This window comes from Inquilinus ginsengisoli (assembly GCF_050434925.1).
GTDB lineage: Bacteria > Pseudomonadota > Alphaproteobacteria > DSM-16000 > Inquilinaceae > Inquilinus > Inquilinus ginsengisoli_B.
In genome coordinates, this window is the sequence record NZ_JBNDJK010000001.1 from 2,292,543 (window position 1) to 2,304,773 (window position 12,231).

General features: G+C 68.0%; 9 protein-coding genes and 1 riboswitch. Of the genes, 3 read left to right on the top strand and 6 right to left on the bottom strand.

Annotated features, from left to right (window positions below):
* Nucleotides 1-71: 71 nt before the first annotated feature.
* The 6 genes from QFZ27_RS11005 to QFZ27_RS11030 form a co-directional block, all read right to left on the bottom strand.
* Nucleotides 72-461, bottom strand: a complete 390-nt coding sequence (locus QFZ27_RS11005; RefSeq protein WP_429226374.1) for a Rid family detoxifying hydrolase — start codon at nucleotides 459-461, stop codon at nucleotides 72-74.
* Nucleotides 462-659: 198 nt separating this feature from the next.
* Nucleotides 660-2,186 (bottom strand): aminomethyl-transferring glycine dehydrogenase subunit GcvPB, encoded by a 1,527-nt coding sequence (gcvPB, locus tag QFZ27_RS11010; protein WP_429226375.1) that lies wholly within the window; start codon nucleotides 2,184-2,186, stop codon nucleotides 660-662.
* Nucleotides 2,186-3,532 carry an aminomethyl-transferring glycine dehydrogenase subunit GcvPA gene (gene gcvPA, locus QFZ27_RS11015; RefSeq protein ID WP_429226376.1) on the bottom strand — a complete coding sequence of 449 codons (1,347 nt, stop codon included), beginning with the start codon at nucleotides 3,530-3,532 and terminating at the stop codon, nucleotides 2,186-2,188. The genes gcvPB and gcvPA overlap by 1 nt, the downstream gene beginning before the upstream one ends.
* Nucleotides 3,532-3,909 (bottom strand): glycine cleavage system protein GcvH, encoded by a 378-nt coding sequence (gene gcvH, locus QFZ27_RS11020; RefSeq protein ID WP_429226378.1) that lies wholly within the window; start codon nucleotides 3,907-3,909, stop codon nucleotides 3,532-3,534. Before gcvH ends, gcvPA begins: the two co-directional genes overlap by 1 nt.
* Nucleotides 3,910-3,929: 20 nt before the next feature.
* Nucleotides 3,930-5,048, bottom strand: coding sequence for a glycine cleavage system aminomethyltransferase GcvT (gene gcvT / locus QFZ27_RS11025; protein ID WP_429226379.1), 1,119 nt, complete (start codon nucleotides 5,046-5,048; stop codon nucleotides 3,930-3,932).
* Nucleotides 5,049-5,204: 156 nt separating this feature from the next.
* Nucleotides 5,205-5,304: riboswitch (glycine riboswitch) on the bottom strand.
* Nucleotides 5,305-5,383: 79 nt separating this feature from the next.
* Nucleotides 5,384-5,983, bottom strand: a complete 600-nt coding sequence (locus QFZ27_RS11030) for a hypothetical protein (protein ID WP_429226380.1) — start codon at nucleotides 5,981-5,983, stop codon at nucleotides 5,384-5,386.
* A 152-nt stretch (nucleotides 5,984-6,135) separates the two neighbouring features.
* Between QFZ27_RS11030 and ispH the strand changes: the two genes are divergently transcribed.
* From ispH to QFZ27_RS11045, 3 genes are all read left to right on the top strand, one after another.
* Complete coding sequence (ispH, locus tag QFZ27_RS11035; protein WP_429226382.1) at nucleotides 6,136-7,122, top strand: 4-hydroxy-3-methylbut-2-enyl diphosphate reductase; 987 nt, start codon at nucleotides 6,136-6,138, stop codon at nucleotides 7,120-7,122.
* A gap of 2 nt (nucleotides 7,123-7,124) precedes the next feature.
* Nucleotides 7,125-8,189: a lysine-2,3-aminomutase-like protein gene (locus tag QFZ27_RS11040; protein WP_429226384.1), complete on the top strand. Its 1,065-nt coding sequence runs from the start codon at nucleotides 7,125-7,127 to the stop codon at nucleotides 8,187-8,189.
* 257 nt (nucleotides 8,190-8,446) lie between these two features.
* Nucleotides 8,447-12,217, top strand: coding sequence for a hypothetical protein (locus QFZ27_RS11045; protein WP_429226385.1), 3,771 nt, complete (start codon nucleotides 8,447-8,449; stop codon nucleotides 12,215-12,217).
* The last annotated feature ends 14 nt before the right edge of the window (nucleotides 12,218-12,231 follow it).

The following is a 12,231-nucleotide window of genomic DNA, read 5'->3' on the forward strand; positions in this document are numbered from 1 at the left end:
CCCAGAGATCGAGCCGCTGGATCGCCACGTCGCTTCGCTCCTCGCGATGACGACGGACCTGAAGGGCCGCCTCACTCCCGCGGCATGGCGGCGATCATCTCGATCTCGACATTGGCGCCGAGCGGCAGGGCGGCGACACCGATGGTCGAGCGGGCCGGGTAGGGCGCCCGGAAGTGGCGCTCATAGACCGCGTTCATGGCGGCGAAGTCGGCCATGTCGGTCAGGAACACATTGACCTTCACCACAGCATCGAAGGTAAGGTCCGCCGCTTCCAGCACATGGCGCAGATTTGCCAGGCACTGCTCGGTCTGGACGGCGGCGTCGCCGTCGATCAGGCGGCCGGTTGCGGGGTCGATCGGGGTCTGGCCGGAGAGGAAGAGCAGGTCGCTGCGACCCACCACGCCGTGCGAATAGGGGCCGATGGCCTGCGCCTGCGCACTCGTCACAGCCTTGCGTGCCATCGCACCCCCATCTCGCCCCCTCAGGCGTATGCCGCGCCAAGCGGCGCGAGGCGATGATGCCGTGACCGGTGCGTGGTTGAAAGACGGTTTTGCGATATCGGCAAGATTTCACGGTGGTGGGGCGGTCGGAACCTTGTCCCGGCCGCCGGTCACCGCGGATGTCCGGCCCCTCGCCGAAGCGAAGGGGCCGCTCCGTTCCTACTCCGCCGCCTGGGCCAGCGGCGCTTCGGGCGTCCAGCGCAGCACCGGCTTGCGGGCCGCGGCGGTCTCGTCCAGGCGCCGGCGCGGGGCGTGGTAGGGCGCGCCCTTGAACCACTCCGCCTGGCCGGACTTGGCCTTCTCCACCAGCGACCGCATCATGCCGATGAACTGGTCCAGCGTCGCCTTGCTCTCGGTTTCGGTCGGCTCGATCAGCATGGCGCCGTGCACCACCAGCGGGAAATACATGGTCATCGGGTGGAAGCCCTCGTCGATCATCGCCTTGGCGATGTCGAGCGTGGTCACGCCCGTGTCCTTCAGCGCCCGGTCGTCGAACAGCGCCTCATGCATGCAATAGCCGTTGGCGAAGGCCGGGGTCAGCACGTCCTTGAGGCGGGCCTGCACATAGTTGGCGTTCAGCACCGCGTCGCTGGCCACCTGCCACAGCCCATCGGCGCCGTGGCTCATCATGTAGGCCAGCGCGCGGACGAACATGCCCATCTGGCCGTGGAACGCCTTCAGCCGGCCGAAGCTGTGCTGCGGCGCGCCCGGGCGGCCGACATGCTCGGCGACGCGGAAGCCGTCGGAATCGTGCACCACGGCCGAGATCGGGGCGTAGGGCGCCAGCGCCGCCGACAGCACCACCGGGCCGGAGCCCGGGCCGCCGCCGCCATGCGGGGTGGAGAAGGTCTTGTGCAGGTTGATGTGCATGGCGTCGACGCCGAGGTCGCCCGGGCGTACCCGGCCGACGATGGCGTTGAAGTTGGCGCCGTCGCAGTAGAAGAAGGCGCCGGCCTCATGCACCACCCGCGCGATCTCGACGATGTCGCGCTCGAACAGGCCACAGGTGTTCGGGTTGGTCAGCATGATCGCCGCCACGTCCGGCCCCAGCTTGGCCTTCAGCGCGGCGAGGTCGACATGGCCGTCCGCCGTCGCCGGGATGGCGTCGACGGTGTAGCCGATCGCCGCCGCCGTCGCCGGGTTGGTGCCATGCGCCGATTCCGGCACCAACACCCGCCGGCGATGGCCCTCGCCGCGGGCCTCCTGGGCGGCGTGGATCGCCATCATGCCGCACAGCTCGCCATGCGCGCCCGCGGCCGGGGACAGGGCCACGGCCGGCATGTTGGTCAGGGTCTTCAGCCAATGCGCCAGGGTGTCGATCAGCTCCAGCGCGCCCTGCACGGTCGAAACCGGCTGCAGCGGGTGGATGTCGGCGAAGCCGGGCAGCCGCGCCATCCGCTCGTTCAGCCGCGGATTGTGCTTCATGGTGCAGGAGCCGAGCGGGTACAGCGCGGTGTCGATCGCCATGTTCATCCGCGACAGGCGGGTGTAGTGGCGCATCACCGTCGGCTCGGCCAGGCCGGGCAGGCCGACCCGGGCGCGCGGCTTCACCCCGCCCAGCCGCAGCTCGGCGGTCGCCGGCTCAGGCAGGTCGACGCCGCAATGGCCGGGGCTGTCCTGCTCGAAGATCAGCTTCTCTTCGATGTCCAGGCCGCGGTTGCCGGTGAACGTTCCGACGTCAGTCATCACAGCACCTCCGACAGGCCGGCGCACAGCGCGTCGATATCGGCCTCGGTGTTGGTCTCGGTCGCCGCCACCAGCAGCAGGTCGGCCAGCGCCGGGCGGTTGGCATAGATCCGGCTGACCGGCACGCCGCCCAGGATGCGCCGCTTGGCCAGCGCGTCGATCACCGGCTCCGCCGGCTTCGGCAGGCGGATGGTGATCTCGTTGAAGAAGCTGTCGTTCAGCACCGCCACGCCCGGCACCTTGGCCAGCTTGGCCGCCAGGGTCACGGCCTTGGCGTGGTTGATCCGCGCCAGCTTGGTGAACCCGGCCTCGCCCAGCAGCGACAGGTGGATGGTGAAGGCCAGGGCGCACAGGCCGCTGTTGGTGCAGATGTTGCTGGTCGCCTTCTCGCGGCGGATGTGCTGCTCGCGGGTCGACAGGGTCAGCACGTAGCCGCGCTTGCCCTCGGCATCGACGGTCTGGCCGCACAGCCGGCCCGGCATCTGGCGCAGGAACTTCTCGCGCGTCGCGAACAGGCCGACATAGGGGCCGCCGAAGTTCAGCGCGTTGCCGATCGACTGGCCTTCGCAGACCACGATGTCTGCGCCCATCTCGCCCGGCGGGGTCATCAGGCCCAGCGACACCACCTCGGTAACCACCACGACCAGCAGCGCGCCCTTGGCGTGGCAAGCCTCGGCCAGGGCCGACAGGTCGTGGACATGGCCGAACACCGACGGGTTCTGGACCACGACGCAGGAGGTCGTGTCGTCGATCCGGCCGGCCAGGCTCTCGACCCCGTCGGGGCAGGGCGCCGCCTCGTCCAGGGTGAAGCCGGTGAAGTCGGCATGGGTGCGGCAGACGTCGCGATACTGCGGGTGCAGCCCGCCGGAGATCACCGCGCGCGACCGGCGGGTCACCCGGTTCGCCATCATGATCGCCTCGGCGCAGGCGGTGGAGCCGTCATACATCGAGGCGTTGGCGACCTCCATCCCGGTCAGCAGGGCGACCTGGGTCTGGAACTCGAACAGATACTGCAGCGTGCCCTGGGTGACCTCGGGCTGGTACGGCGTGTAGCTGGTCAAGAACTCGCCGCGCTGGATCAGGTAGTCGACCGTGGCCGGGACATGGTGGCGATAGGCGCCGGCGCCGCAGAAGAACGGCACCGACCCGGCCGGCACGTTCTTCGCCGCGAGGGCACCCAGCGCGCGCTCCACCTCCAGCTCGCCCTGGTGCGGCGGCAGCTCGGTCAGGGGGCCGGGCAGCCGCGCGCTCTGCGGCACGTCGCGGAACAGATCGTCGACCGAGCCGGCGCCGATCGCCGCGATCATGTCGCGGCGATCGACTTCGGTCAGGGGCAGGTAACGCATCAGTGCTCGTCCTTGATGAACGCGTCGTAGGCGGCCTGGTCCATCAGGCCCTCCACCGCGCCGGCATCGGCCAGCTTCAGCTTGATGAACCAGCCCTCGCCGGTCGGGTCCTGGTTGACCAGCTCGGGGTCGGAGGTCAGGGCCTCGTTGACCTCGGCGACCTCGCCGGCCACCGGGGCGAAGACCTCGCTCGCCGCCTTGACCGATTCGACGGTGCCGAAGGAGTCGCCGGCCGCCAGCGTCCGGCCGACCTCGGGCAGCTCGACGAAGACGACGTCGCCCAGCTGCTTCTGGGCGAAGTCGGTGATGCCGATGGTGGCGGTGCCGCCCTCGGCGCGGATCCATTCATGGTCCTGGGTGAATCGAAGCGTGCTCATGATGCTGGCTCCCTGTTCGCTCAGCGGTGGAAGTTTGGGGCGACGAAGGGCAGGGCGACGACCGTCGCCGGATGCGCCTTGTCGCGGATCAGGAGGGTGAGTGGGGTGCCGGGCGCGGCGAAACCCGCCTCGACATAAGCCATGGCGACCGGGCCGGCGACCGAGGGGCCGTAGCCGCCGGAGGTGATGCGGCCGATCTCGCGGCCGTCGGATGACAGGACCGGCGTGCCCTCGCGCGCCGGGGCGCGGCCCTCGGGCCTGATGCCGATCCGCTTGCGCGCCGGCCCTTCGGCCAGCTGCTGCAGGATTCGCTCGGCGCCGGGGAAATTGGCCTCGGCGCGGCGGCGCTTGCCGATGGTCCAGGACAGGCCGGCCTCGACCGGAGTCGTCGCGGTGCCGATGTCGTGGCCGTAGAGGCACAAGCCCGCCTCGAGCCGCAGCGAATCGCGGGCGCCCAGGCCGATCGGCGCCACCTCGGGCTCCAAGAGCAGCAGGCGGGCGATGCGCTCCGCCTCCTCGGCCGGGATCGAGATCTCGAACCCGTCCTCGCCGGTGTAGCCGGACCGGCTGACCATGCATTCGACCCGGGCGAGGGCGAAGGTGCCGGTTTCCATGAAGGCCAGGTCATCGGCGCCGAAGGCGTGGCGAGCCAGCACCGCGGCGGCCTTCGGCCCCTGCAGCGCGATCAGGGCGCGGTCGTCCAGCCGCACCAGCCGGGCGCGGCCGGCCAGCTTCGCCGCGATATGGGCGAAATCGGCGTCCTTGCAGGCGGCGTTGACCACCAGGAACAGCCGCGCCGGGTCGGGCGTGCGGGTGACCATCAGGTCGTCGAGGATGCCGCCGTCGTCGTTCAGCAGCAGGGAATAGCGGATGCGGCCCGGCGCCAGGGCGGCGATGTCGCCCGGCAGCAGAGTCTCGATCAGGGCCGCCGCGTCCTGACCCGGCTCGGCCACCAGCCAGGCCTGGCCCATATGGCTGACGTCGAACAGCCCGGCCTCGGCCCGGGTGTGCAGATGTTCCTTGAGGACGCCGGCCGGGTACTGCACCGGCATCTCATAGCCGGCGAAGGGGACCATCTTGCCGCCGAGCTCCACATGAAGGTCGTGGAGGGGCGTGCGCAGCAGGGGGGTATCGGTCACGGTATCCGGGTCCTTGCAGACAAAAGGTGGGCGTGCGGGACGATTCCCGCGCGCCACCCCCTCTGTCTGGGACCTGAGAGAATCGCCGGGAACCCTGTCCGGCTTACCCCATCGGTGAGACAACGGCGGACGCCGCTGCCTGCTCTCCAGAGTGCCTTACCCTTGGCGGTCCTTTGGCCTGAGAGTTTCCGGGGCGTTTGCTCCTTCGGCGCCGGTTCCGCGGTAACGCGGTTCCAGTCTCTCCCGCCAGGGTCGTAGGCCGTATCAATGCGCTGCCGGACACTCGTCCGGCGCGCCGAAAAAGTCAATCCGCGACCTTTATCGTTCCGCCGCCGTCACTGCGACAGGTTCGTGTTCGGGTCGCGCGGGTCGGGCACCACCGGGGCGATGGTGCGGCGGCCGGCCGCCTGGGCGGCGGCGCCGGGCGTCCGCGGGTCGTTGCGGTGCTTGTTGAACTCCAACTGCTGCGGCGTCAGCTGGAAACCGATCATCACCTTGTACGAGCCGCCCTCGGCGGGGCTGGAGACGGGAATCACCTGCTCCAGCGGCTCCTGGATGGTTTCGCGCGGGGTGACCTGCAGCCGGGGCACCGGGATCTTCACGTCGAAGGTGGCCTTGTTCAGGATCCGGTCCTGGGCGTCGGTGACCGCGACGAAATACTGCACCGGGACGTCCTTCTCCAGCCAGGCGGCCGGGCCGCGCCAGGCGGTGAACTCGACGTTCACGTTCATGGTCACGGCGTTGTCGCCGTAGGTGCAGTCGCCGCGGGTGTTGGTGATCCGGGCCTCGACCAGCACATCCTTCGGGTTGGTGCTGTTGTTGCGCACCAGGTCGTAGACCGCGGCCTCCTGCGGAATCACGATCTGCGGGCAGCGCAGCCCGGCGCGCTGCGCCGCATTCTCGCCACCACAGGCTGATAGTCCTGCGAGCAGCAAGAGGGAGCTGCCGGCCCAGAGGCGTCTCGACTGGAGACCCCCTGAGACGCCGTACCGCGCTTTTCTTGAGAGAGCACCTATATTAGGGTCGCGGCGCGAGACTTCGGCGGGCATCGCCCTCTCCTTCAACAACGGGTTCAGGACCATAGGAAATGGCACAGGCTGGCACAAGCGCAGGCGCGGATGCGCGGGACGCGCGGCCGTCCTTGACGGTGATGCTGGCCTCGCCGCGCGGGTTCTGCGCCGGCGTCGACCGCGCCATCCAGATCGTCGAGCGGGCGATCGAGAAATACGGCGCCCCGGTCTATGTCCGGCACGAGATCGTGCACAACCGCTTCGTGGTCGAGACGCTGGAGGCCAAGGGCGCGATCTTCGTCGAGGAGCTGGACGAGGTGCCGAACGACGCGCCGGTCGTGTTCTCGGCCCATGGCGTGCCGAAATCGGTGCCGGCGGAGGCGGAGCGGCGCAAGCTCCTGTATCTCGATGCCACCTGCCCGCTGGTCAGCAAGGTGCATCGCGAGGCCGAGCGGCACTACCGCACCGGCCACACCGTGATCCTGATCGGCCATGCCGGCCACCCGGAGGTGATCGGCACCATGGGCCAGCTGCCGCCCGGCGCGGTGCGGCTGGTCGAATCGGTCGAGGATGTGGCGACGCTGGAGGTCGACGATGCCGAGAACCTGGCCTTCGCCACCCAGACCACGCTGTCGCTGGATGACACGGTCGCGATCGTCGACGCGCTGAAGGCGAAGTTCCCGACCATCTCGGCGCCGAACAAGCAGGATATCTGCTACGCCACCACCAACCGGCAGGAGGCGATCAAGGTGATCGCCCCGCATTGCGACGCGGTGCTGGTGATCGGCGCGCCGAACTCCTCCAACTCGGTGCGGCTGGTCGAGGTGGCGCGCCGGGCCGGCTGCGACAAGGCGATGCTGGTGCAGCGCGCCGCCGATCTCGACTGGTCCTGGTTCGACGGCATCGCCACCCTCGGCATCACCGCCGGCGCCTCGGCGCCCGAGGTGCTGGTCGAGGAGGTGATGAGCGAACTGCACAGGCGCTACGCCGTCAGCATCCAGTCGGAGCCGACCACGGTCGAGACCATCACCTTCAAGCTGCCGCGCGAACTCAGCGCCGTCTGACCATGCCGAAGGACGGACATCTTCCTCCGCAGCGTCTGCGGAGCCCCGAATCATTGGTCGAAGCCGGCCTGGCGGGGCATGAACGGCTGGCGGAGCTGCGCGATGTGGCGGCACGCTACGCCATCGCGGTGACGCCGGCGATGGCGGAGCTGATCGACCCCGCCGATCCCCACGACCCGATCGCGCGCCAGTTCGTGCCCGACGCGGCCGAGCTGGAGACCCGGCCGGAGGAGCTGGCCGACCCGATCGGCGACGGTGCCCACAGCCCGATCCCGGGGCTGGTCCACCGCTATCCGGACCGGGTGCTGTTGAAGCTGCTGCACGCCTGCCCGGTCTATTGCCGCTTCTGCTTCCGGCGCGAGATGGTCGGGCCGGGCGGCGAGGCGATGGGCGAGGCCGAGGTCGCGGCCGCGATCGATTACATCCGCGCCCGGCCGCTTGTGTGGGAGGCGATCCTGACCGGCGGCGACCCGCTGATGCTGGCGCCGCGCCGCTTGGCGGACGTAGTGGCGCGGCTCGACGCCATCCCGCATCTCGGCGTGATCCGGCTGCACAGCCGGGTGCCGGTGGTGGAGCCGGAGCGGGTGACGCCCGAGTTGGTGGCGGCGCTGCAGGCGCGGGACAGCGCCGTCTGGCTCGCCATCCATAGCAACCATCCGCGCGAGCTGACGCCGGCGGCGCGGGACGCGATCCGTCGCCTGGCCGATGCCGGTGTTGCCCTGGTGTCGCAGACCGTGCTGCTGCGTGGCGTCAACGACGATCCGGCGGTGCTGGAGCAACTGTTCCGCGACTTCGTCCGCCTGCGGATCAAGCCCTACTACCTGCATCACGGCGACCTGGCCCCCGGCACGGCGCAGTTCCGCACCGGCATCGAGGACGGGCGCCGGATCATGCAGGCCCTGCGCGGCCGGCTGTCCGGCCTCGCGCAGCCGACCTATGTCCTCGACATCCCGGGCGGCCGCGGCAAGGTGCCGGTCGGCCCCGGCTATCTCGCCGGCTCCGACGCCGAAGGTTGGACCGTCGAGGACCCGAACGGCGGCCGGCACGCCTACCCGCCGAAGGGCTGATCCCCGGAATCCATTCCCCGGGCGACCCCTCTCCCTGATCGCATCGCCTGCCGCCGCCGGGCCAAGCCGGACGTCGCCGCAATTCCAGTGCCGGTGACGGCTGATTATTGTCAGCAACTAAAAATAAATCTTCCGATGTCTTCGGCAATCAACAAAAGTAATTAAGTAAATAGATGTGAATAAACATAATGTTCCATTGCTGTTTATTTGCGATTTCCATAAATTATTAAATGCGATGATTGCAACAGGAGGACGATATGGCGTTGGACGTCGTGAACACGATCATGGGCGCTGGTGGTTTGATGGCTTTGCCGCCGCCGACCGGCACTGCCGCCACGGCTGTCTTCGTCAAGGGCTACCGACAGGCCGGGGACGGCGGCGGTGGCGAGTTCGTATGGACTCCGGCCGCTTCGGACGTCGATCCGGGCATCTCGATCAAACCCGACAGCCTTGTTGGCAATCCTCCGCCCGCGGGCCGGTGGCTGCGCCAGATCGGGGACGGCAGCGAGATCAACGTCAAATGGTTCGGCGCGGTCGGCAACGGCCTCAACGACCTCACCGGCATCGACAACGCGGCCATTCAGGCGGCGCTCGACTATCAGCGTGAGAACGGCGGCGAGGTGGTCCTGCCGCCAGGCGACTACAACATCACGTCCACGCTGACCTATTTCATGACGAGACGGGCCAACGCCCTGCGCATGCGGGGCGCCGGCCGGGACAAGTCCAGGCTGCTCTACAACACCACCAACCGTACATCCTGCCTGAAGATCCGCGGCTCGCTGCCGTCCACCTTCATGTGGGGCGGCCACATCAGGGAGCTGGCGATCACCAACCCGCGCAGCAACCCTCCCACCCAACAGAACTACTGGTCCCAGCAGGCGGCCATCGACCTGGGCAACAGCGCCGAGATGCTGATCGAGGACTGCGCGATCATGCGGGTCGCCGGCCATGGCATCTGGGCACCCGCGCAATTCGTCTCGGTCAACAACAATGATGGGGTGGGCAACGACTTTCCGAACGACAAGCCCTGGGTGACCGTGGATCGGTTTCGCCCCGCCGGCCGCCCGGCCCATCTGCAGGCCAGGGTGACCTTCAAGCAGACGACCGGCTGGGTCAGCAAGGATTCGAACGTCATCACCAAGGTGAAGGACACCAGCGGCATCGCCGTCGGCGCGGCCATCTCCGGCAACGGCATACCGCCAGGGACGAAAGTCACGGTGATCGGCACGGACCAGATCACCATCTCGAACAAGGCCTTCGACGATTTCCCGTCTGCGACCCTGCTGATCAGCACCGACGGCGCGGTGACCGGGTTCAAGATCTATCGCGTCGGCAGCGGTTATCGCGACGGCGCCCAGATCGCAGTGCGCGGCATCGGCAGCGGCTTCCAGGGCGTGGCGAAGACGTCGTTTATCCTGAACGGAACCTATGTGGTCCCCGCCACGATCGCGACTCCGGGGACGGTGACGGGCATCACCCTGTCCGGTTTGGGCAACACCTCGACCAGCGCGACCGACTCGACGCTGCTCACGGTGACAACCGGCACGACCGGGATCAGGATCGGATGTACGATCTCCGGAACTGGAATCCCGGCTGGCACGACGGTCGCCAAGGTGATCGACTACGACACCCTGGTGATGTCGGCCGCAGCCACTGCGGCCGGCACGGCCGTCCCGCTGATCTTCGGCGCCGGCGCCGGCGACCCCGACGCCCCTGACGGCAGGACGACCGGGAAGGTTCAGGTCGGCTACTATGTCCGCGGCATCGGCATTCCGGACGGCACGACGGTGGTCGGGATCGACGGCAAGAACGGCCTGACGCTGTCTGCCCAACCGACGGAGGCCGCGACCGGCCCGCTGACCTTCCATTCACCCGACAGCGGGTTCATCTCCCGGATGGGGACCCTGGCGCTGGGCAACCCGGTCGTCGTCCTCGACAGCGTGGCGGACCTGAAGGTAGGCTACCTCGTCAGTGCTCCGGTCAGCGTTCCCAGCAACCCTTCCAGCAAAATCTATCCGGACACGACCATCCAGTCCGTGAACGTCGCGGCCAACTCCATCACGCTCTCCCGGCTGCCCAGGGAGGCCAGCGTCAATGCCATCGACCTCAACTTCATCTCGCCCGATGGCGGGGTAGTCGAATATCAGATCACGACTCCCGGCACGGGCTATTACGAGCCCGACGATCACATCTTCGACAACACCGACACCTTCACGACGGCGCATCTCCGGCTCGTCCGCACCGAGATCTCCGAGTGCGACGGCGTCGGCCTGGTGTTTCCGCACTTCGCATCGTGCCAGCTGTCGATCGAGAACTGCACGTTCCAGGCGAACCAGGAAGGCGGCATCCTGTTCGGCGGCAATGCCTTGGACATGCGCTGCTCCAGCGTCGGCGTGAACGGCATGCATTTCGAGGAGGGCGGCCCGGGATTCTATCCGGGCGTGTGGCTGCGCCGCGGCGATTCCAATGCCGAGATGATCCGGTTGTCGCAGAACGAGTTCGACTCGAACACCTACTGCCACGTGTTGGTCGACGGCGTCGACGGGGCGGAGATCTCCTGGAATCGCTGCAATTCCTGGGTCACGGCCTGGACCCGGAACACCGACTGGACCGCGCAGATTCCGTCCGAGCAGATCAAGTTCGACCCGGGCAACGCGGCGTGCCAGAACACCGGCGTCCTGGTCCGCAGCAACCGGCACCGGTCGCAGCCGCAGGGAACCGTGCCGCGGACCAGCGTCACCACCCTCGTCGGAAACCCCATCATCGCCGGCGCGAACGATTCGCCGCTCGGCGCGTCGGCGTTCAAGATTGGTGCCACGGTGGAGATCCTGAACGGGGCGACATTCGTCACGTTTGGGCCCGGCAATGTGACCGAGACCAGGATCACGGCGATCGTGCCGACGATCAAAGACCGCCTCGGTCACACCGACAACGGGTCGGTCACCGTGTCCAACATCGACACGACCGGCATTGTCGTTTCCGCGCCGATCAGCGGTTCCGGCATCCCGGACGGAACGCGTATCCTGGGCGTCAACGCCGCCAGCGGCACCATCACGATGTCGAAGCCGGCAACGGCAACGACACCGACGCCGCCGGGCCGCGTGCCGCTGGTGATCGGCGGCACGATGACCCTGGCGCTGGCGCCGCGTCTCAGCGTCAACAACGGCCTCATGAGCGCGAAGATCGAGGATGAGGGGGTGACCGGCGTCGACCTCGGGGCGAACGCGTTGACCTTGGCCACGGAGGTAACGGACCCGTTGAACTCTCTGGCCGGGGTGCACGCCGCCCTGGTCGCCAACTGGCGCAACGGGGTGAGCACCGGCACCCGGTATCAGCTGAACGGCGCTCAGTTGGCGGGCAGCCCCGGAACCGGCGCGGCGGCCGGCCGGATCAATGTGAAGGTGGCGGAGGGATTGGTCGTTGCCCTTCCGGCGGGTCAGGAGACGCCGATTCCCTGGTTTGTCATGAGCGATCCCGAGCTCCGGTTCGTCCCTGATGGCGGCCGCTCCAGCCGGTACCTGCCGAAATCGTCCGGAATATTCGAAGTCGCCGGATGCCTGACGGTGGACAGCAGCGTCGCTGCTGGAGACAGGTTCGAGCTTCAGCTGATCCAGGAATTCGACGACCTCAGCACGACCGGCACTGTGGTTACCAAGATCCTCGAATTGGAGAGGATCGAGTATCAGGCAGCCATCGGCGGCAACGAGTTCTCGATGCCGTTCACCTTCAACACCCCGGTGACGGTCGCGAATCCGTATATCGGCCAGAATCGGCCATCGCTGCAGCCGAGCGGCGGGTTGGCCGGCTTGATCTGGTGGAATCCCGCGACCAAGCAGCGCTGGCGCTGGAGCGGAACGACCTGGCAGCTGGTGACCAGCTCGCCCCCCAAGCCATTCCTCGATCCGTTCAACCCCAACACCAGACTGAGCCTGCGGCTGCTCAACAGGCGAGACTCGAGTATCAACCTCTCGAACGGCACCACATCGGAAGCGCCGCAGAGCTTCGTGGCCTTCAAGCAGATCGGGTAATCAGCCGTTCGGGT

What these genes read in the sequence shown, in the direction of transcription:
- gcvPA (WP_429226376.1), bottom strand. Translation starts at nt 3,532, where the DNA reads ATGCGTTACCTGCCCCTGACCGAAGTCGATCGCCGCGACATGATCGCG.
- ispH (WP_429226382.1), top strand. Translation starts at nt 6,136, where the DNA reads ATGGCACAGGCTGGCACAAGCGCAGGCGCGGATGCGCGGGACGCGCGG.
- QFZ27_RS11005 (WP_429226374.1), bottom strand. Translation starts at nt 461, where the DNA reads ATGGCACGCAAGGCTGTGACGAGTGCGCAGGCGCAGGCCATCGGCCCC.
- QFZ27_RS11045 (WP_429226385.1), top strand. Translation starts at nt 8,447, where the DNA reads ATGGCGTTGGACGTCGTGAACACGATCATGGGCGCTGGTGGTTTGATG.
- gcvH (WP_429226378.1), bottom strand. Translation starts at nt 3,909, where the DNA reads ATGAGCACGCTTCGATTCACCCAGGACCATGAATGGATCCGCGCCGAG.
- QFZ27_RS11040 (WP_429226384.1), top strand. Translation starts at nt 7,125, where the DNA reads ATGCCGAAGGACGGACATCTTCCTCCGCAGCGTCTGCGGAGCCCCGAA.
- gcvPB (WP_429226375.1), bottom strand. Translation starts at nt 2,186, where the DNA reads ATGACTGACGTCGGAACGTTCACCGGCAACCGCGGCCTGGACATCGAA.